The sequence below is a fragment of the Gilliamella sp. B3464 genome (assembly GCF_026536145.1).
Classification (GTDB): domain Bacteria; phylum Pseudomonadota; class Gammaproteobacteria; order Enterobacterales; family Orbaceae; genus Gilliamella.
The window spans coordinates 265,688-287,744 of record NZ_JAFNOQ010000003.1; the positions used below are offsets into that span (position 1 = coordinate 265,688).

Annotated in this window: 19 protein-coding genes and 1 tRNA gene; 9 read left to right on the forward strand and 11 right to left on the reverse strand. The window is 35.6% G+C overall.

Annotated features, from left to right (window positions below):
• Positions 1-11: 11 nt before the first annotated feature.
• The gene (gene aspS / locus J3U57_RS05185) at positions 12-1,769 is read right to left on the reverse strand and encodes an aspartate--tRNA ligase (protein WP_267344007.1); all 1,758 of its coding nucleotides are present in this window, start codon (positions 1,767-1,769) and stop codon (positions 12-14) included.
• Between the two features lie 272 nt (positions 1,770-2,041).
• On the opposite strand from aspS, the gene J3U57_RS05190 reads away from it, so the two are divergent.
• The 5 genes from J3U57_RS05190 to dusC all read left to right on the forward strand — a co-directional run bounded on the left by J3U57_RS05190 (position 2,042) and on the right by dusC (position 6,420).
• Positions 2,042-2,815, forward strand: coding sequence for a DUF3100 domain-containing protein (locus tag J3U57_RS05190; RefSeq protein WP_267334463.1), 774 nt, complete (start codon positions 2,042-2,044; stop codon positions 2,813-2,815).
• 15 nt (positions 2,816-2,830) lie between these two features.
• Positions 2,831-3,280, forward strand: a complete 450-nt coding sequence (locus J3U57_RS05195) for a hypothetical protein (RefSeq protein WP_267334465.1) — start codon at positions 2,831-2,833, stop codon at positions 3,278-3,280.
• A 19-nt stretch (positions 3,281-3,299) separates the two neighbouring features.
• The gene (locus J3U57_RS05200; protein ID WP_267344008.1) at positions 3,300-4,619 is read left to right on the forward strand and encodes an amidohydrolase; all 1,320 of its coding nucleotides are present in this window, start codon (positions 3,300-3,302) and stop codon (positions 4,617-4,619) included.
• A gap of 74 nt (positions 4,620-4,693) precedes the next feature.
• The gene (locus J3U57_RS05205) at positions 4,694-5,467 is read left to right on the forward strand and encodes a molybdopterin-synthase adenylyltransferase MoeB (protein WP_267334469.1); all 774 of its coding nucleotides are present in this window, start codon (positions 4,694-4,696) and stop codon (positions 5,465-5,467) included.
• Positions 5,464-6,420: a tRNA dihydrouridine(16) synthase DusC gene (gene dusC, locus J3U57_RS05210; protein WP_267334471.1), complete on the forward strand. Its 957-nt coding sequence runs from the start codon at positions 5,464-5,466 to the stop codon at positions 6,418-6,420. Before J3U57_RS05205 ends, dusC begins: the two co-directional genes overlap by 4 nt.
• Here dusC and J3U57_RS05215 read toward each other — a convergent pair.
• The 6 genes from J3U57_RS05215 to J3U57_RS05240 form a co-directional block, all read right to left on the reverse strand.
• Positions 6,415-7,386: a hypothetical protein gene (locus J3U57_RS05215; protein ID WP_267334473.1), complete on the reverse strand. Its 972-nt coding sequence runs from the start codon at positions 7,384-7,386 to the stop codon at positions 6,415-6,417. The two genes, dusC and J3U57_RS05215, sit on opposite strands and share 6 nt — an antisense overlap.
• Positions 7,387-7,723: 337 nt before the next feature.
• The gene (locus J3U57_RS05220; protein ID WP_267344009.1) at positions 7,724-8,623 is read right to left on the reverse strand and encodes an L-ribulose-5-phosphate 3-epimerase; all 900 of its coding nucleotides are present in this window, start codon (positions 8,621-8,623) and stop codon (positions 7,724-7,726) included.
• Positions 8,624-8,686: 63 nt separating this feature from the next.
• Positions 8,687-9,331, reverse strand: coding sequence for a 3-keto-L-gulonate-6-phosphate decarboxylase UlaD (locus J3U57_RS05225; protein ID WP_267334477.1), 645 nt, complete (start codon positions 9,329-9,331; stop codon positions 8,687-8,689).
• Between the two features lie 21 nt (positions 9,332-9,352).
• Positions 9,353-10,045 (reverse strand): L-ribulose-5-phosphate 4-epimerase, encoded by a 693-nt coding sequence (locus tag J3U57_RS05230; protein WP_267334479.1) that lies wholly within the window; start codon positions 10,043-10,045, stop codon positions 9,353-9,355.
• Between the two features lie 4 nt (positions 10,046-10,049).
• Complete coding sequence (locus tag J3U57_RS05235; protein WP_267334481.1) at positions 10,050-10,523, reverse strand: PTS sugar transporter subunit IIA; 474 nt, start codon at positions 10,521-10,523, stop codon at positions 10,050-10,052.
• Between the two features lie 26 nt (positions 10,524-10,549).
• A complete protein-coding gene (locus tag J3U57_RS05240) occupies positions 10,550-12,316 on the reverse strand; it encodes a PTS ascorbate-specific subunit IIBC (RefSeq protein WP_267344010.1) in 1,767 nt (588 codons plus the stop codon).
• Positions 12,317-12,752: 436 nt separating this feature from the next.
• Here J3U57_RS05240 and ulaR point away from each other — a divergent pair, with 436 nt between their 5' ends.
• Positions 12,753-13,514: an HTH-type transcriptional regulator UlaR gene (ulaR, locus tag J3U57_RS05245; RefSeq protein WP_267334485.1), complete on the forward strand. Its 762-nt coding sequence runs from the start codon at positions 12,753-12,755 to the stop codon at positions 13,512-13,514.
• A 21-nt stretch (positions 13,515-13,535) separates the two neighbouring features.
• Positions 13,536-14,603 (forward strand): L-ascorbate 6-phosphate lactonase, encoded by a 1,068-nt coding sequence (gene ulaG, locus J3U57_RS05250; RefSeq protein WP_065634263.1) that lies wholly within the window; start codon positions 13,536-13,538, stop codon positions 14,601-14,603.
• A gap of 494 nt (positions 14,604-15,097) precedes the next feature.
• On the opposite strand, the gene murJ is transcribed toward ulaG, so the two are convergent.
• Complete coding sequence (murJ, locus tag J3U57_RS05255; RefSeq protein WP_267344011.1) at positions 15,098-16,636, reverse strand: murein biosynthesis integral membrane protein MurJ; 1,539 nt, start codon at positions 16,634-16,636, stop codon at positions 15,098-15,100.
• A 294-nt stretch (positions 16,637-16,930) separates the two neighbouring features.
• Between murJ and J3U57_RS05260 the strand changes: the two genes are divergently transcribed.
• Together J3U57_RS05260 and pepT are read left to right on the forward strand one after the other, a co-directional pair.
• Positions 16,931-18,490 (forward strand): AbgT family transporter, encoded by a 1,560-nt coding sequence (locus tag J3U57_RS05260; protein ID WP_267344012.1) that lies wholly within the window; start codon positions 16,931-16,933, stop codon positions 18,488-18,490.
• A gap of 23 nt (positions 18,491-18,513) precedes the next feature.
• Positions 18,514-19,743, forward strand: a complete 1,230-nt coding sequence (gene pepT / locus J3U57_RS05265; RefSeq protein ID WP_267344013.1) for a peptidase T — start codon at positions 18,514-18,516, stop codon at positions 19,741-19,743.
• Between the two features lie 701 nt (positions 19,744-20,444).
• On the opposite strand, the gene J3U57_RS05270 is transcribed toward pepT, so the two are convergent.
• The 3 genes from J3U57_RS05270 to pal form a co-directional block, all read right to left on the reverse strand.
• A tRNA-Lys gene (locus tag J3U57_RS05270) sits at positions 20,445-20,520 on the reverse strand.
• Positions 20,521-20,657: 137 nt separating this feature from the next.
• Positions 20,658-21,401, reverse strand: coding sequence for a tol-pal system protein YbgF (gene ybgF, locus J3U57_RS05275; RefSeq protein WP_267344014.1), 744 nt, complete (start codon positions 21,399-21,401; stop codon positions 20,658-20,660).
• Between the two features lie 63 nt (positions 21,402-21,464).
• A complete protein-coding gene (gene pal, locus J3U57_RS05280; RefSeq protein ID WP_065634268.1) occupies positions 21,465-21,947 on the reverse strand; it encodes a peptidoglycan-associated lipoprotein Pal in 483 nt (160 codons plus the stop codon).
• Between the last annotated feature and the right edge of the window lie 110 nt (positions 21,948-22,057).

Genomic DNA, 22,057 nt, shown 5'->3' on the forward strand with positions numbered 1-22,057 from the left:
TTAACATTTCGCTATTTTTTGCAAACTTCGATTCCTAGTTCTACTAATGCTGCTGGATTTGCTGGGCTCGGTGCATCAGTCAATAAACAGGTTGCAGCTGTGGTTTTCGGAAATGCAATCACATCTCGAATATTATCCGTGCCTGTTAATAGCATAGTTAAGCGATCTAATCCGAATGCCAGTCCAGCATGAGGCGGGGTTCCATATTTTAAGGCATCAAGTAAAAAACCAAATTTTTCACGTTGATCATGTTCATTAATACCTAAAATTGAAAATACCGCTTGTTGCATTTCACTGCGATGAATACGCACTGAGCCGCCCCCTACTTCATAACCATTAATGACCATATCATAGGCATTAGCAACCGCTGTTTCAGGACTGTCCATTAGCTGCTGAGGGGTAAAATCTTTTGGAGAGGTGAATGGATGGTGCATGGCACTAAGTCCTTCATCTGTTTCTTCAAACATTGGAAAATCCACAACCCAAAGAACAGCCCATCTATTTTCATCGGTTAAGGCTAAATCCTTACCAACTTTTAAGCGTAATGCACCTAGCGCATCACTAACAACTTTGTAGCTATCAGCACCAAATAATAATATATCGCCATCTTTAGCATTAGCTCGATTAAGTAATGCTTCCATTTGTGCCTGATTAAAGAATTTTGCAACAGGGCTTTGTACACCATCTAGTCCTTTGCTACGTTCATTAACTTTGATCCAAGCCATACCCTTGGCACCATAAACTGAAATAAATTGCGTATAATCATCGAGCTGTTTTCGGGTTAATTGCGCGCCATTAGGCACACAAAGTAATGCAACACGCCCTTTTGGATCATTAGCAGGCGTTGAAAATACTTTGAAATCGACATCTTTAACCAAATCCGCTACATCAATAATTTCAAGCGGATTACGTAAATCCGGCTTATCACTACCAAAACGTCGCATTGCTTCTGCAAAGGTCATAACAGGGAACTTGCCTAAATCAACATTTTTAACATGCAACCAAAGTTCACGAATCATTTGCTCCATGATTTCACGCACTTGCTCTGCTGTCATAAATGAAGTTTCAACATCAATTTGGGTAAATTCAGGTTGGCGATCTGCGCGTAAATCCTCATCACGAAAGCATTTAACAATTTGATAGTATCGGTCAAATCCTGACATCATTAAGAGTTGTTTAAATAGTTGTGGAGACTGAGGTAAAGCATAAAATTCACCGTTATGAATTCGGCTAGGCACTAAATAATCACGCGCACCTTCTGGTGTGGCTTTAGTTAACATAGGTGTTTCGATGTCTAAAAAACCATGTTCATTCATAAACGAACGCACAAAAGCAGTCACTTTAGCGCGTGTTTTGAAAATTGCCGTCATCTCCTGACGACGAAGATCAATGTATCGATATTTTAAACGCTGCTCTTCACTATTATTTTGATTAAAGTCTAATGGTAAAACATCACTTCGATTAAAAATAACAAGTTCAGTTGCTAAAACTTCAACTTCACCAGTTGCCATATCTTTATTGATTTGGCCTTCTGGTCTAGCCCTTACTTTACCTTTAATTTGAATACAAAACTCATTGCGTAGTTCACCCGCTAACTGATACGCCTGCAAATAATCAGGATCAAAAAAGACCTGTACAATTCCTTCGCGATCACGCATATCAATAAAAATCATACCACCTAAATCTCGGCGTTTATTAACCCAACCACATAAGGTAACTTCTTGATTAATATGAGATGAGTTTAACTGACCACAATAAATCGAACGCATAAAATATCCTGTTAAAATTTCAAGCTATAAAAATTGTCTGTATTATAAATCAAATAAAGGGCTTATAAAGGCATTTATTGATATTTATTATTGAATTGTTTTAATCAGCTCATCAAAAAGGCAATCTTGAGTATGATTTCAAATTAACAACAGTTGTTTATTGACGGTAATAATCAAGGTTATGTATATTAAATATGCAATGCAAATACTGACTATGATTCTAGATATCATGGATAGTGATTATTGATAAAAACTATTAGAGGTTTATAAGGATGGAAATTATTAAAGACTATAGAGTGCATTTGTTAGCACTGATAGTCGTTCTGATCTGTGAGTTTATTGGTAAACAATCTATTTGGATTATTACTTTATACCCCATGCTATATGCTATGATTATTGGCGGAATCATAAGCCTTCCTAAGCTCAAAATATTAAACATAAAAAATATGAATCATGCAAGTGCCGTTATGATTGTCACCTTAATGCTACTTGTTGCCAAATTGGGCGTTGCCGTTGGTCCTAAAATCGATATGATTTTAAAAGATGCAAAATTGGCACTCATTTTTCAAGAACTCGGTCACTTTGCCGGTACCATTTTATTAGGATTACCTTTAGCAATGATGTTAGGTATGAAACGTGAAGCGGTTGGCGCCACTTACTCAGTTGCACGAGAACCTAATATTGCCATTGTTGCAGATAAATACGGTTTAGATTCAGCCGAAGGACGCGGCGTGATGGCTATGTACGTTTGCGGCACACTTTATGGTGCGATTTGGATGAGCATCTTAGCGAGTATTATGGCTAAATTAGATATTCTTCACCCCTATGCTTTAGCGATGGGCGCGGGTGTTGGTAGCGGAAGTATGATGGCTGCGTCACTAGCACCAATTAGCGATCTGTATCCAGATCTGGCAAGTGAAATTAAAGCCTATGCAACAACAGCAAATCTAATGTCCAGTATAGTTGGTATCTACATTTATACACTATTTTCATTACCTTTTGCTTCTTTTTTATATAACACTTTTGCTCGTTTTCGTCGTAATTAAGGAAGGATTGTTGTAATGAAAAGTTTAGAAACGCTATTTTTACTCATTTTAGTCGCTATCATTATGGCAGCAGGTAACACTGTCGGCTATAAAGTTGATTTTATGTTATCGTTACAAGCATTAGCCATTTTAGTGGTTATATCAATTGTTGGATACTTTGTTGGCAAAGTACCTTTACTCAATAAATTTCCAGTAATTTTATGGGTGTCAGTAGTTGCAGCCGTTGCCTCATCTCCTATATTTCCTTTCCACGAACAAGTTGTTTCAATTACGGACAATGTATCATTACTTGCAGTTTGTACACCGGTACTTGCCTACGCAGGGCTTGCTATTGGCAAAGATTTAGCATTATTTAAAAGTATCTCTTGGCGAATTATCCCTGTTTCGCTAGCGGTGTTTTCAGGTACGTTTATTTTTGCCGCAATCATTGCACAAATTACGTTACATTGGGAAGGTGTTATTTAACTGGATTAGGAATTAACTCATGAATAAAGAAGAACTTAAACAACAGGTTTGCCTTGCTATTGCAAACCGAAAAGCGGACATAAAAGCCATTGCTGAAGCTATTTGGGCTGAACCCGAACTTGGTTACAAAGAACACAAAACCGCAAAAAAAGTAGAGCAAACATTTGAAAAATTGGGCGTACCCTATAAAAATAAATTAGCGTTAACCGGTGTTAAAGGCCGGTTAAAAGGCGGAAAAGGCAGTAAATATAGCATCGCAGTTATTGGTGAACTTGATGCCATAATTTGTGCAGATCACCCTGCTGCTGATGAAACCTCTGGCGCAGCTCATTGCTGTGGACATAATGCACAAATTGCGAATATGATGGCTGTGACGATGGGACTAATCGATTCTGGCGCAATGCAATATTTAGCGGGTGATGTGGTTCCTTTTGCAGTACCAGCTGAAGAATATGTGGAAATCACTTATCGAAATCGGCTTATTGAAGAAGGTAAAATCAAATACATCGGGGGTAAGCCTGAACTCATTTCCCGAGGTGAATTTGATGATGTCGATATGGCGCTGCAAATCCACTTAACTAGTGTACCAAATGAACGTAAAGACGGTTTTATTGAAATATCAACAACCAGCAATGGATTTATTGGAAAACTAATCAAATATAAAGGTGAAGCAGCTCACGCAGCAGCAGCCCCACATGCAGGCGTTAACGCATTAAATGCAGCGATGATGGGATTGATGGGTGTTAATGCAATTCGTGATACATTTCAAGAAAAAGATTATATCCGATTCCACCCAATAATTACTCAAGGTGGCGATTTGGTCAACGTCGTACCCAGTGATGTAAGAATGGAAAGTTATGTGCGCGCAGGTAACGTTCCTGCAATGATTAAAGCCAATGAACGGATTAATCAAGCCTTACAAGCGGGGGCGATGGCTGTTGGGGCTAGTTGTGAAATCAAAGATTTACCAGGTTATCTACCTTTACATAATAATGCCACGTTAAATGAACTTTTGAAGCATAACGCTGAAAAATTAATTGGTGAAGAAAATGTTTCAGTTGCGCCACATATGACTGGTAGTACTGATACAGGTGATTTGTCGCACATTATACCAGTAAGTCACCCATGGATCGGATCTGTGAGAGGCGTGTTGCATGGAAAAGATTATGTCGTATTTGATGAAGAAATGGCTTATATTCGCCCTGCACAAATGATGGCGTGTACAATTATCGATTTACTTTTTGATGACGCAAAATCAGCACAAACCCTCATATCAAATTACAAACCACTCATGACCAAAGAAGAATATCTCACCTTTTTATCTGGTTTTGACAAATAATCTTAACAGCTTGGCGCCGTAAGGCGTCAAGTGTCTGCTATAATATAGCAATTTACGATGAACAATTATCTATTATGCAAGCGCTAACTGATCAAGAATTATTTCGTTACGATAGGCAAATAACTTTGCATGGTTTTGATATTGAAAAACAGCAAGTGTTAAAAAATAGTGCGGCACTAATTATTGGTTTAGGCGGACTTGGCTGTGCAGCTTCGCTTTACCTCACAGCGGCTGGCGTTGGAAAGTTAACCTTAGTTGATTTTGATACCGTGACAAAATCAAATTTAAACCGGCAAATTTTATATACAGAAAAAACAATCAATCAATATAAAGTTGAAGTTGCAAAACACACGCTAAGTAAACGCAATGCAGATACCATCATTAATACAGTGAATCAAAAACTGGATGATAGTCGCTTACTTTCACTTATCAAACATCATCAAATTGTGATTGATTGTAGCGACAATCTAACCACTCGAGAACAAATTAATCGTTGCTGTTTTCAAACTAAAACACCACTAGTCTCTGGTGCAGCCATTCGTATGGAAGGTTTATTAACTGTATTTACTTATCAGCATGATGAACCTTGTTACCATTGCCTGAGTCGTTTATTTGGCGACGATCAATTGAGTTGCGTTGAAACTGGGGTAATGGCCCCTTTAGTGGGAATGTTTGGCTCAATGCAAGCATTAGAAGCAATAAAAGTGCTTACTCATTATGGCACACCGTTATCGGGTCGACTACTAATGGTTGATACAATGAGCATGCAATTTAATCAAGTTAAGCTGACAAAACAACCTAACTGCTCAATCTGTGGTAATGAACAAAATAAGCAGGCACGACAATGAAATTCAATCGTATCATCTTAGCACCGATGGAAGGCGTGTTAGATTATAATGTGAGAAAAATCTTAACTCAAATTAATCAATTTGATTATTGTGTGACAGAATTTGTCAGAGTGACTCATCATAAATTATCTAACCGAACATTTTACCGTCTATGCCCTGAACTTTACCATGATGGAAAAACAGCGTCCGGTACGCCTGTGCGTGTGCAAATTTTAGGGCAATCACCACAATGGATGGCAGAAAATGCGGTTAAAGCTATTGAGTTGGGTTCGTATGGAATAGATATCAATTTTGGTTGTCCTGCTAAAACAGTCGTGGGCAGCCACGGCGGCGCTTACTTATTACAATACCCAGAACAAATATTTAATATTGTTGAACAAACAAGACTCGCTATTGGCACAACGGCAAAACTATCAGCCAAAATTCGTTTAGGATGGACAGACAAATCTTACTGTTTAGACATTGCTAACGCGATTGAACAGGCAGGAGCAAATGAAATTGTCATTCATGGAAGAACAAAAACTGACGGTTATCAAGCTGACAAAATCGATTGGCAAACAATAGGAAAAATTAAACAAAAATTAAATATTCCAGTTATTGCTAACGGCGAGATTTTTTCCGTTAAAGATGCGCAAAACTGTCTTATCCAAAGTCAAAGCCAAGACATTATGCTTGGACGTGGTATTTTAACGATCCCAAACTTAGCCAATATGATTCGTTTTAATGATGCAGAGTTACAGTGGCAACAAATTTTAGAAATTTTAATCAATTACGCTACAACAACTATCGAAGAGGTTAAACCGCTTTATCATTCAGCGCGCATCAAACAATGGCTAGCTTACTTAAAATCGCACTATTTTCAAGCGGCACAAGTATTACAAAATATTCGAACATTAAAAACACAACAGCACATTGCCGATTCACTTAAGCAACAACAAACAACACTATTATAACGTTAAGCTATACCCAGTGTTTCGATAAAAATAGTACTGGGTAACTTTACGCACAATCAAACAAGATAAAATAAACGAGATAGTTGCTAGTGCTATTTTTAATACCAACGCAGTGTAATCATGTAAAGTGATTTGGCTAACAGTCAAGTCAAATAAGCTTTCAGCAATGCTAAAAAGAGTAAAATTAAACACAAAAATAAACAGATTCGAATAAACCACACTTTTCACAATTCTATCAATCTGTAATACCATAAATACTTGAGTAAACATGTTTTTGCAAACAACTATAACAACACAGAAAGTCAACACATAACAGATAAAAGGGAAAGCAATATGGCGGCCAATCGAAATAAGATAATGATCTTGTTGGATCAAAATATCTAAAATAAAAGACGGGAAACCAATCAAAGTAAAAAAGAAAAAGACTAAAAATAAAATAAAATGAATTTTACAGCTATTAAGCGTATTAAGTTCAAAAACTAACGCACTCTTTTCAAACTGATTATTTAATCCCCTAATGCAATAATAAGTCAGTAAACCTGCACACAAATAAAATAGACTATCAGGGATAATACTTAGCACTAAAATAAATAACCATGAATCAACATCGATATAATTGATGAATATTTCATCAAACATTAAATCGGCTATAACACTTAATAAATAACCAATAGTACAAACAATCAACACATTTATTATAATAAGAACAATATTTTTTAAGGTCACTAAATGAACATTAATTCGATAAAATGCAATTGCAGATACCCCAAATAACAATAGACATTCGGGAATTGAACGTAGCAATTGATAAGGGGTAAGTTTATACAGTGAAGACCATAAATTTTTATAGTCATGAAAAGTAGCAAGAAAAGTTATACCAAATCTAATGTTGAAAATAAAAGCACTTGAAATAAGAAATAGTGTTATAAAAATAAAGGGCAACTTAAAAAAGGATAATTTGTACATTAGTCTATCTAAAACCTGTTAATTCTCTATTTTTTTATAAAAATTTTAATGATAACAAATAGATGGTAAGTTAATTTAACAGATTAATTTGCACGTTAAACAAGCAATGATATCAAATTTGCAAAATCACCAAAATATTTGCACAAAATACCACAAGGTGGCGCTATTACCAACTAGAATATCATTCATCACAAGGTGAATCACAAAAATAAAATGAGAAAAGTGATTAAACCATAATTTAATATAGTTTCATTTTTTCAATAGGTTATATTTTTAAAAATTCCTCATCACCCAAAAGGTGATGAGTTAAACATAAAATATCAATAGCGTTTTGATTTTAATCAAGTGAAGAAAAAAGCGGGAAATTAGCCTGCTGAGCAATAGCTTTTAATCGTTGCTGAGTTAGGATGATATTATCTTTCCAATGATCATCATTAGCCCACATTTCGATAACCAGTGGCGCACAATAATTCATTAATTTCAATGTGTTAAATACTGCAGCAAAATCAACTTCTCCTTCACCAATAACTAAATCCCTAAATTGCCCGGCATAATTGGGTTTAACTTTATAGGTATCTTTTAGGTGTATTTGAACAATATGATTGCGACTGAGTAAAAGCTCAGTACTAATATCAAAGTTCCATCCCGATATATTACCCACATCAGGATAAGCCATAAAATAAGGTGAGTTGATTTCTGCCTTTAGGATTTCAAATTTACTTAACGAGTTAAGATAATTAGTATCCATAATTTCTACAGCTAACATCACGCCTGCTTTTTCTGCTTGTTTCGCGCACCATTGCATACCCGCAATAAATCGTTGATGGGTTTGTAAGTCAGCAGGTTCATAATACACATCATAACCCGCTAATTGAATTACTCTTACACCTAATTTATAAGCAAATGAAATTGCTTTAAGCATAATCATTTTGGCTTGTTCGCGGATCGTTGGATCCGCTGATCCAAACGGATACTTACGATGTGCACTTAGGCATATCGAATGAAAAAAAATGCCATTTTTTTCACATAAATGTCGTAAGGCATAAATGTCATCGTCACACCAATCTAGCCTTGCTTGACGCTCTTGAGATTCATCAATAGACAGTTCAATAAAATCAAAACCTAAAGACTTTGCTTCAGTCATTTTTTGTTGCCATGAAAGTTGATTAGGCAACGCTTTTTCATAAATACCAATACCAGGCGCGTGTTTAACAAAATTTATTGTTTGTTCAGTCATAATTTATGATCCAATAACATGAGGAAAAACAAAAACAGTCGATTACTCGACTGCAATGTAAAATTACCAATATTTAGCAATTTGCTCCCTCAACGCTTGGGCTGTTTGCTGTCCATTTTCATTGGCTAACGCACGACCAGCAATAAAAGCTTTAGTTTTTATTCCAGCAAACAGATGAATATCTTCAGGAACAATGCCGCCAGTGATGGAAAGTTCTAAACCTAAATCAGAAAGTTGACGCATTTTAATCAAATCTTCTTCACCCCAACCAACTCCAGCTAATTCGGCATCACGAGAACGATGATAGATAGCTTGTTTAATACCTAATTTACGCCATGCTTTAGCATCATCGAAAGTCCAATGACCATATAGTTCAATTTGAATTTCACCCCCAAATTCATCAGCCACTTTTTTACACGCCTCAATGGTGGCAATATGCGCTGCTGCCGATACTGTCAGCCAATCGGCGCCTGCTGAAAACGCCATCTTAGCTAAAATTGCACCGCCATCAGTGGTTTTTAAATCACACACTAAGATATGATTTGGATGCTTCTCTCGTAAAGTTTTTACCCCGTTAATTCCGGCACCAAAAGCCAAGATGGTACCCACTTCAATGATATCAACAAATCCAGCAACATTATTGGCGACAGCTAAAGCGGGTTGCAATTCAGTTTGATCTAATGCGATTTGTAGTTTTGGTTTTGTCATTTTATTTTCCTCTTATAAGAACTATTTTTGCCCATAATAAGCATTTGCACCATGCTTACGGAAATAGTGTTTATCTGACAACGCTTGTTGAATTTTAATTGTTTTATTGAGTTGACGAGTGGCAATAGCCATCATGGCGACTTCTTCAAGGACAACCGCATTATGTACAGCATCAAAAGCATTTTTACCCCAACAAAATGGAGCATGACCTGAAATCACAGCACCAGGCATTGCCATTGGATCGAGTCCTCGACGTTTAAACTCTTCAATAATAACCAGACCGGTATTTTTTTCGTAATCAGAGGTAATTTCGCTATCAGTAAGTCGACGGGTACACGGAACATCACCATAAAAGTAATCAGCATGAGTGGTCCCTAACGCTGGCACATCTAACTCAGCTTGAGCCCAGACGGTGGCATAACGAGAATGGGTATGGACAATACCACCAATATGTTCAAACGCTTTGTAAAGCTCAATATGTGTTGCAGTATCACTAGAAGGATTTAACTTACCTTCCACTGTTTCACCGGTTAATGACACCACCACAATATCCTCAACTGTCATATTGTGATATTCAACCCCAGAAGGTTTAATAGCAATGACACCTTTTGCTCGATCAATTTCTGAAACATTACCCCAAGTAAAGGTCACCAAATGATATTTGGGTAATGCTAAATTGGCCTGTAATACTCTCTCTTTTAAAGCTTGATACATAGAATTAACCTCCCAATAAAGCTTTATCAATCACAGCATAAACATCTTCTTTATTGTTACATGCTCGTAACTTATCTAGATCGATGCCGGTTGGGCTATTTTCATCTTCTAAAATTTGGGTGACCTCCATTAAGCCTTGCATATGTTCATCAGAAGTACTGCCTGCTAAGGTCACTAATACATCGACAGGTTCTTCTTCCCCTTGAAAATAGACTGGTTTATTTAGTGTGACTAATGCAAAAGCAGTTCGGTTAACGCCATCTTCAGGCCTGGCATGAGGCATAGCAAAATTAGGGGCAATAATGATGTAAGGTCCCATAGTGTTCACACAGCGAATAATCGCATCATAATAAGAGGGTTGAATTGCTTTAGATGCGACCAACATATCAGTACCTAATTTAACAGCTTCTTGCCAGGTTGCGGCATTTGCGTTAAGTAAAATAGAGTTGTTTTCTATCAATGATTCTTTCAAAGCCATGTTGTACTCCCTTTTTATTCAATAAATTATTTAGCAAGCACTTTGTTAATCAGTTCAATAAGTTCATCACCAAATGTTTGCGGATTTAACATATTTTGTACCCCCAAAGCGTGCTGACCTTCATTAACCTCAATTTCATTAATTAAGTGTTTAGAAGCCACAATAATGTCAACATTCGGCAATCGTGATTTGTAATCAGTCACCGCACACGAATCCATAACATTAGCAATGCCTTTTTTATCAAGATAATTGGCAATTTTCATTTTCATCATCATCGATGAACCTTGACCACTACCACATACCGCAAGAATACGTATTGGACGTCCTTCGCTAATTGCTACCTCATCCATTTTTTCAACGACTTGTTCATTAAAATCTTGCTGGGTATCATTCGTGTCGGCTTGTATTTTTTGATTGGCTTCATCGCGTCGTAATTGTTTAGCGGCAAAGAACATATACACTAAAGCCAAAGCAATAATGAGATAGATAAATAAGTGAGAAATTGATAGACCTTGTAAAATAGGTGGGAATAAAATTGCCCAGTCAGCCATGCCCATCCAAGAATCGATTGGTGTGCCATTTTGTGCAAAAATATGAATAACCCAAGCTGAACCAAATACTTCAACCATGCCCATGGCAAAACAAATCTTCATTACCGCTTTCCAACCGCCAAAGTGGTTTGCAAACACCCCAATAGTGGCATTAGAAAAGAACATCGGAATAAAACCTGGAATAATCATAATCGGCGATTTAAATACCAGTAATAAAGCAATTGCTAAAAATTGCCCTAATGCACCCCAAATAAAACCAAACACCATTGCATTAGGTGAAAAAGCATAAATTGCTGCACAATCGATCGCTAATACTGCATTAGGAATAAGTTTTTCAGATATTCCTTTAAACGCTTCAGACAATTCAGCAACAAACATTCTTACGCCACCAACAATCACTTGGATTGCTACCGCGAATTTAAGCCCTGTTTCTAAAATATAGATTGTCCAATGCGTTGAACCGGCCATAGTTTGTAAGTTATATAAACCAAATGACAGTAAAATAATGCCAAAAAAGAAGGTCATCACAATAGCTGTAGCCGCGATACTATCGTGAAAAATATGTAACCATTTTGGTAATTTTAAATTATCAACAGAATCATTTTTATCCCCAAGCTTAGGGGCTAATTTAACGGCAATCCAAGAGCCTAACTGTTGCTGATGACCAATAGAAAACCCTGCCCCACCTGTTACTGCTTCGGTTGGCTTAAACATCATGTTGGAAAATATTCCCCAATATAAAGCGGTAATAATTGCGGAGTAGATGATGGTTTCCCACATACCGTAACCAAACAGAAAATAAAATAAGGTAATAAGTCCTACTTGTTGGAACATAATATGACCGGTTAACATAATGGTTCGAATACCGGTAATACGTCGAAAAATAACCAAAAGGATATTGATAGCCAGTGCCAGTAATACCGCATATCCGACCCAAGAGTAATGTTCTCCCATACCATTTTCAACAGCAACCATCGAAGCATAAGTATCAATAATCGATCCTTTAATGCCATGATATTCCGCTAACTTGGCAATAACGGGTTTAAATGTTGAAACCAATACACCCGAACCGACTTGCAATAACATAAAGCCGACAATTGTTTTGATGGTTCCTTTTAAAATTGTGGTAACGTCTTTACCTAATAGGCAGTACCCCAGCATCGTTACTAACCCTAGTAATAAAGGTGCTTTGGTCATGACTTGACTATAAAAAATATAAAATACGTTATAGATTACTTCCATATGCCCCTCTCATTGATTATGGGCATTTTTTAAATTGAAAGTTGATACTACGCTTACAATTTATAGATAAACTTTATCCTAATGCCCTTTATATGGTTGTTCACTATTAAGTGAATCTTTGAGCTTAATTAATACGGTACGTTGTTAATCAAATTTATTTAATTAACGCTTGCTATATTCCATAATCATAATGAATCACACAATGATTATTTATGATTATTTTGATTGAGATCACTTTTCCCAATAACCAACAGCAATATCTGTGATCAACTTCACATTACAATGAAAAATAATGACAATAAATTAAATCTATATCTATACTTATCAATATTAAATTTAGATTTAAACAAATAAATCAATGAAGATAATTGACAAGTTTTGCAATGATAATTATTATCAAAGTAATCAAATTTGATCAAATCATTAAGGAACATAAATGAATGAAATAACGCGACATAACGAAATCGTCGCTTTAGTTAATGAAAAAGGTGAAGTGAAAGTGACAGAATTAATTGATCACTTCGGTATATCACCGGCCACAGCTAGACGAGATATCACCAAGTTAGATCAGGAAGGTCGAGTTAAAAAAGTACGTAATGGTATTATGCGTTTAGAGGAGCAAAAGCCTATCTGGGCACCAATAGCCAACAACAATACTGATCATTATCACGAAAAAGCGCGAATTGCTATTCGAGCAGCCAAATTATGTGGTAACGATGAAAATGTCGTGATTAATTGTGGTTCAACCGCATTTTTATTAGGTCGGGAATTATGTGGAAAAAATGTCTCTATCATCACGAATTACTTTCCCCTCGCTTGTTACTTAATAGAACATGATCATGAAAATGTCATTATTATGGGCGGTTTATATAACAAAACCCAAAACATTATTCTTAATCCAATCGCAAGCATTACCGATTCTTATGCAGCTAAATGGATGTTTACTAGCGGTAAAACATTAACACCCACCGGTCTTTACAAAAATGAAATTTTAAGTGCAGTAGCCGAGCAACAAATATTAGAAAAAGCCGAAAAATTAGTGGTTGTCGTTGATAGTTCAAAAATCGATACCAAAGCAAACTCTGGCATGCTTTTTTGCCCAGTAAACAAGATTGATATTTTAATTACAGGCACACAAGCGAATAAGGAAGTGATTGAATGCATTAAGAAGCAAGGAGTTGAAGTGATATTAGTCTAACTATTAAATAAGGAACATAGTATGAGTAAAGTAAACGAAATTACCCGTGACTCTTGGATTTTAAATACCTTCCCTGAATGGGGAACTTGGCTCAATGAAGAGATCGAAGCGACCGAAGTTAAACCCAATACCTTTACCATGTGGTGGCTTGCCTGTACAGGAATTTGGTTAAAATCAGCAGGTAATACCAATATTTGTATCGATTTTTGGTGCGGTACGGGTAAAAAAACCCATGCTAATCCATTGATGAATAAGCAACATCAAATGATGCGAATGGGGGGAGTACGTGAATTACAACCTAACTTAAGAACCAGCCCATTTGTGTTGGATCCTTTTGCAATTAAAGAAATCGATGCAGTTATGGCAACGCATGATCATGCTGATCATATTGATGTTAATGTTGCAGCAGCCGTGATTCAAAATTGCTCACCTAAAGTTAAATTTATTGGGCCTAAAGCTTGTGTTGAGTTATGGAAAAGCTGGGGCGTGCCAGAAGATCGTTGTATTGTGGCTAAAGTTGGTGACACAATCACTGTAGGTGATATCACCATTAAAATACTAGATTCTTTTGATAGAACTTCACTTGTTACTCTTCCTAAGGGTGTTTCATCAACAGATAAAGCCATTTTAGATGGTATGAACGATCGCGCAGTTAACTACCTATTTGAAACATCAGGGGGCTCACTTTATCACTCTGGTGATTCACACTACTCTAACTATTATGCTAAACATGGTAATGATCATAAAATTGATGTTGCCTTACTCTCGTATGGTGAAAATCCTCGTGGTGTTACTGATAAGATGACATCTGCTGATATTTTACGTGCAGCAGAATCGCTTAACACCAAAGTTGTGATTCCTTTTCATCATGATATTTGGTCAAACTTCCAAAGTGATCCGCGAGAAATTGAAGTGCTTTGGCAAATGAAAAAAGATCGACTTGAATATCAATTTACACCATTCTTTTGGCAAGTTGGTGGTAAATATACTTACCCGACCGATAAAAATAAAATGCATTATCAACACTATCGTGGATTTAGGGATATCTTTACTGATGAACCAGAATTACCTTATCGTTCCTTCTTATAAGCAAGGTAATTTAAAATTATAGTTATTACGATTATAACTAAAAAAATTTTTAATTAGTTTTTAGGTTGGACGTTTAGTGATTTATAACTTCTGTTTTGCCACACTGACGTCCAAATTTTTTAAAATTGATTATTCATATTGCTCAAATAACTATTTAGCAAACAAATAAAATCGATATTTAATGCTGTGTATACCTGATTTGTTGTGGTTATTTACTACGTCTAAATTCGTAAAATCTATCCAGATAAAGCCAATTTAATTCCCAGCTTAATTTACTTTGTCAACCTACTGTATAAATAACAATCAAAAGTAAAATTGGCATAAATACGATTAAGAATTTAGCCCAAATCACAACATCATAGGCTAAATTCTAAATAATGATGATGAAAGTATAACGGCATTTAGCTAATGTTCACGCAATATTTAAAGCTAACTTCGCCGATAATAGTTTATGTTCAACGACTAATATAATTTAGTAAATTATCTTTTATTAATCAGTCAATACGTTTAATAAAATGCTTTAATTTAAAACCCATTGCAATAAGTGATGCAAAATAGACAAAAACGCCAACAATAACCAGTAAAAATAACCGTGCCACACGCAGTAGCATTGAACCCGTTGACCAATCTGGTAATAGTTGTGCGCCAAGCCATAATACTATAGACATAAAAATGACTGCGATAATAACTTTAGTTAAAAATTTATACCATCCTGGTTGTGGTTGATATAGTTGTTTTTTACGTAACTGCCAGAACAGTAATCCTGCATTAAAACATGCCGCTAAACCAATTGATAACGATAAACCAGCATGTTGTAGTGGACCAATAAACACTAAATTCATCAACTGCGTTAAGATAAGCGTAATAATGGCTATTTTAACTGGCGTTTTAATATCTTGTCTGGAATAGAATGCGGGGGCTAACACTTTAATTAAAATTAGACCAAGTAAACCAATGGAATAAGCAACTAATGCACGTTGTGTCATTAACGTATCATTTAAAGTAAATTGTCCATATTCAAAGAGTGTTGAAATCAACGGTCGTGAAATAACCCCAAGCGCCACAGTACTTGGCAATGCCAATAAAAAACATAATCTTAATCCCCAATCCAACAATTCTGAATATTGTTGATGATGACCTTTCGAAAAGCTTTTAGCTAATGAAGGTAACAAAATTGTACCAAGAGCAACGCCAAGTACACCTGCTGGAAATTCCATTAAGCGGTCAGCATAATACATCCAAGAAACCGAACCAGAAATTAAAAATGAGGCGAAAATAGTATTAATAATTAACGAAATTTGTCCAACAGAAACCCCTAAAATTGCCGGCCCCATTTGTTTTAATACACGCCAAACACCGCTATCTTTAAAATTAATACGCGGTAAAACTAGCATGCCAATTTTTTTTAAAGCAGGAAGTTGATAAAGTAATTGTAAGATGCCACCAACGACTACCGATACAGCTAATGCTAACACCGGTGGATTAAAATAAGGCGTTAAAAATAGCGTAAATATGATCATGCTAACATTGAGTAAAGTTGGCACAAAAGCGGGGACAGAAAAGCGATTCCAAGTATTAAGTATTGCACCAACAAGTGACGCAAGCGAAATAAAAAAGATATAAGGGAAAGTAATTTGTAATAAGCTGGTGGCCAGTTCAAATTTTTCGGTAGATTCTTGCATAAAACCAGGTGCGGTTAACATAATGACAAAAGGTGCAGTTACTATGCCGATTAATGTCACTATAGCTAATACTAATGTTAGTAATCCTGCAACATAAGCAACAAATGTACGAGTAGCGTCAACACCTTGTTGGTTTTTATATTCAGCTAAAATTGGTACAAAAGCTTGTGAAAAGGCACCTTCAGCAAAAATACGTCGAAGTAAATTAGGCAATTTGAAAGCAACAAAAAACGCATCGGTTGCCATTCCTGCCCCAAAATAACGGGCAATAATAGCATCACGTACAAATCCTAATACACGCGATACCATTGTCATAGAGCTTACGGCAGCTAAAGATTTTAAAAGATTCATATTCGATTTATATACAAAGTATATAACTTAACACTGGCAATGAAACATAGTCTACAAACTATTCGTTTAAAGCACCATGCTTTTTTCAATAAACTTAGTTTTGAAGAAAATGCTATTTTTGCAAACAATGACGAAGTTAATTTATAAAAAAGTCGAAGTAACATCATACTTATGTAAAAGTGATTAAGGTTAACATAATGTTTAAGTATAAAAACCATACGTTTTTGCTTATTTGCCTGCACTATAAATATGTGATAAATTGACGCCCCGAACAACATTTACACTAATTTTTTTATGAATCAAACAACAAATCCGTCACCTATAAAAACGGGCGGCTTTTTAAATACTATTGAACGAATAGGCAACAAAATCCCCGATGTAACAACACTTTTCTTTTATGCTTTAATTATCTGCTTTATTGCCTCTTTATTACTTTCTTTTGTCAGTTTCGATTACATCAACCCTGTTACCAAAGAAAAACTAGTTGTCGCTAATATGCTAGCACCCGATCATTTAGTAACTTTTTTTACTAAAATGGTCCCAAATTTTGTTAGCTTTCCACCTCTTGGTATTACTATCGTTGCCACATTAGGTATTGGTATTGCTGAAAGTAGCGGCTATATTCATGTGTTACTCAAAAAGTTATTGGCAGTTACACCTAAAAAATTGGTCACTCCATCAGTCATTTTTGTTAGCATGGTTTGTCATATTGCGTCAGACTCAGCTTATGTTATTTTAATGCCGGTATCAGCCATGATGTTTTATGCCACTGGTCGTCATCCTCTTGCGGGCATTGCTGCCGCTTTTGCAGGATTAGCCGGTGGTTTTAGCTCTAGTTATACACCCTCAATTATCGATCCTATCATGCAAGGCTTTACCCAAAGTGCTGCACAGATCATCGATCCATCTTATCAAGTTAATGTGCTTTGTAACTATTTTTTAAGTTTTGGCGGTACTTTTTTTGTTCTACTAGCTTGTTGGTTTGTTACCGATAAAATCGTTGAGCCCCGCTTAAAGGCCAATATGCCTATAAATACTGATTTACAGTTAGATAACCTTGCTGATTCACCAGCAATCACCCCTATTGAAAATCGAGCATTTAAAGTTGCATCAATCGTATTTTTAGTCATCGCTGCTGGTTTGGTACTTTTATTATTACCACAAGACTCTTTATTACGTGCACCTGATGGCAGCTTAACAAGTAATAAAGCACCAATTATGCAAATTATTGTGCCATTATTATTTGTGTTTTTTGCAATTCCGGGCTTGATTCACGGCTTTATTACTGGGGCATTTAAGTCTTCTCGCGATATTGTTAAATCGATGGAAAATATCACTAAATCACTTATTCCTTTTATTGTTTTTGCTTTCTTTTGTGCGCAATTTTTATATGTGTTTTCCAATTCTCAAATAGGCACATTGATTGCAATTGGTGGCGCTGAGTTTTTGAAAGCGTTACATTTACCTTCGGTGGTAACAATATTTGGTGTGATCATTTTAACCAGTATGTTAAATGTGTTAATTACCTCTGCTTCATCTAAATGGGCTATTTTGGCACCAATTTTTGTTCCTATGTTAATGTCTGTGGGTATTTCGCCTGAATTAACGCAAGCCGCTTACCGTATCAGTTCGGCAGTGAACGTAAGCACACCTATGTTTGCGTTTTACCCGCTAATTATTGCCTATTGCCAGCAATACTGCAAAAACACAGGAGTGGGCACATTAAGTTCTATGATGATTCCTTATACTGCCGCGCTGCTTATTGCATTAACTGTAAACTTGTTACTCTTTTGGTTCTTAGGTCTACCAATTGGGTTTGATAGTGGTTACGTTTATCCACCCGTAAATAATTAGTACCAATAAGAGGTCATTTTATTATGAATATTACTGAACAATTAGTTGAACGTTTTTTGCGTTATGTTAGTGTTCCAAGTCAAAGTGTAGTTGGATCTGCGCAAGTACCTTCTACTCCTGGACAAACCGAATTAGCTAAATTACTTAAGCAAGAATTGATTGAACTGAATTTGCAAGATGTACATCTTGATGAGCACAGTATTGTTACGGCTAAATTACCGGGCAATAATCAACATGCCCCTAACATTGGTTATGTTGCTCATTTAGATACGGTGGATGTAGCCTTATCAGATAAAATTCACCCTCAACGCGTTACCTTTAATGGTGAGGATATTTTATTAAATAAAGATAAAGACATCTGGTTTAAAGTTAATGAACACCCTGAATTAAATAAATACCTTTATCAAGAGTTGATTGTCACTGATGGCACAAGTGTTCTAGGTGCAGATAACAAAGCCGCAATTGCAATAGTTATGACGATGTTAGATCAGTTACAAAAGCAAAATTGTACTCATGGTGATATCTATGTAGCTTTTGTACCTGATGAAGAAGTCGGTTTAAATGGCGCTAAAAAACTTGATTTGAACCGTTTCAAACCTGACTTTGCTTATACTATTGATTGTTGTGAGTTGGGTGAAGTGGTGTACGAAACATTTAATGCTGGTTCAGCAATCATTGATATTACAGGGATATCTGCCCACCCAATGTCAGCTAAAAATGTATTAATCAATCCTATACGCGTTGCAAATGATATTATTAATTGTTTTGATAGTTTCGAAACGCCTGAACACACAGAAGGTAAAGAAGGCTATTTTTGGTTTAATGATATCGTTGGTAACCAAAGTACTACGACACTAAAAATGAGTATTCGTGACTTTGATTTAGCAAAATATCAAGCTCGTAAAGCATATATTCAAGACGTAGTAGACTTTATTAGTCGTAAATATCCAAGAGCTAAAATTGAATGTAAAATTACAGATACTTACAGTAATATTGCCAACTATTTAGGTGATGATCGTCGCTGTATCGATTTAATTTATCAATCATTTGAACAATTGAATATTGAGCCTAATACTATTGCTATGCGTGGTGGTACTGATGGTTCGGCACTATCAGCAAGAGGATTAACCACACCTAATTATTTTACAGGTGCTCATAACTTTCACTCTTGCTTTGAATTTTTACCATTATCATCGTTCCTTAAATCATTTGAAGTAACAATGAAAATCATCGAATTAGCAAATAAAGTTTGATCATCTAATGAAAGAGGGAAATTATTCCCTCTATTTAAATTATACATTGTATCAATGAGTTACAGCTTTCTGCTTTCAACTTTAATTTGAATTGAAATCTATCATACATTTAGCAAGCTACGGCACTCTAGATTTATAACTTACCGTCATAACAAAGGTGCACGACTTACCAGACATACGACTTCACCGCCAATATTCTTTATATAACAAATTGGTTAAAGCAAACAAGGCTTATAAAAATTGCGATAAATAAATCTACCACTCTCATTTTACACTGTAAATCCAGAGCATTTAGATTGATTATTATCATTATTATTTATCAATCTTTATTATTAATTTCTAATTCTGTAAACCAATTTGCATGAGCTAGATAACAAATACCAAAGTAACCTCAATTTTTAGTGACATGAAATAAGTATTTATCTTTATTAATAGTTTTTTTATCGTTATAAAGATGAATTAAGATCATAGAAAAATAGGTCATGTGGTTTAGTTCGGTGATTACTCAAAAAATACTATTTTTAGTAATTTTTTAGCTTGCAGGATAATTTCATTAAATAAAAATGTTTGCTTTAGCTATTCAAGTCTAATACTAAGTAAAGTTGAAATCTATTCTAAACTAATTAATATCGAACTAACTCACTTGAGTTTAATATCTTTTAAATTGGTCTGTTTTGATATTTGAAATATGAAGAGAAGGATGGTGGGTCGTGAGCGATTCGAACGCTCGACAAACGGATTAAAAGTCCGCTGCTCTACCGACTGAGCTAACAACCCATTTTAGATAAGAATTGCAATGTCCTTAAGAATTAAAGTTACAAGCAATTTCGGGTTGCTATATTACTTACTATTATCAAGCAGTGCAACCCTTTTCTTGCTTTTTGCATCCAATAGCTGGTTATTTATACATTTTACTAAAGTGATGCTAATTTTTTATTAGCAAGATCAACGGTATTTTTATCTTTAGGATATTTACTGACAACTTGTTGAAAAACGGTTTTAGCAGTTTTTTTATCGCCTTTGTCCAATAAGATTATACCAACCTTATAAAGGCTGTCTGCTGCTTTAGGAGAAGCTGAAAAATCTTTTACGACTGTCGCATAATAAAACGATGCTTTATCTTTTTTCCCTTCTTTATAGTAAAGTTGACCTAGCCAATAATTTGCATTAGCTAGGTAACTTGACTTTGGGTAAGCTTCAATGAACTTTTGAAAAGCAGCGATAGAATCACTGTTTTGTTTACCCTCAGAGACATGCTGCATGATAAAGTTATAATCTGCTTTATCGTTACCTGATGTTGTCCAACTTGATAAGTCTGAAGATGGCGTAGCTGATTGAGAATCAGTAGATGGAGCAGGTGCAGGTGAAGACGAATTATCTTGTGAAGAATTAGTATTTGATGAGAATCCTGAACCACCAACCATTTGTTGAAGAATCATCTTTTGACGTTCTATAGTTTGGTTGAGTTGGTATTTAGTTTCTTCCAATTGACCACGAAGTGTATCCAAATCTGATTGTAAATCACTAATTTGTTGCTGATTTTGTATTAATAATTGACCTTGAGCTTGAACTGTTCTATCGAGCTCAGAACTACCAGCGGCACAACCATAACCGGTAAACAAAAGAAATAAGAACAATATGAGTGTTTTTTTATACATATTATATACTCGGCGTGAACTTTAAAATAAAACGGCTGAATTATCAGCCGTTATCACAAGCTATTAATAACCAGGGTAGGTTACTACAGCACGACGGTTTTTAGCATAAGCTGCTTCGTCATGACCTAATACAGCTGGTTTTTCTTTACCATATGATACTACTTGTACTTGTGAGCCAGAAACACCATTACCTTGTAGGTATGATTTAACTGCGTCAGCACGACGTTCACCTAAAGCGATATTGTATTCTGGTGTACCACGTTCATCGGCATGACCTTCAACAACTACGTTTACAGAAGAATTTGCACGCATAAATTCTGCATGTGCATTTAATAATGTAGTATATTCAGATTTAACATTATATTTATCAAAATCAAAATATACAGTATTAGTTTGTTGTAATCTGTGAAGTTGTTCTAAAGCTTCTTTTGACAAAGAACCGTTTGCACTACCGCCAGCATTGCTGCTTTTGCTTGATGAACATGCAGTAAGTGCGATTAATGGTAAAGCAACCGCAGCTACTTTAAGAAATTTAGAAAATTGCATTGTATTAACTCCTTTGTGTTTGAATAAATTATTATTTATATTTTATTTATCTGACTACTCAGTAACAATTATTACTAATTAGTCAGATTAGCGCTATATATTATAACGAC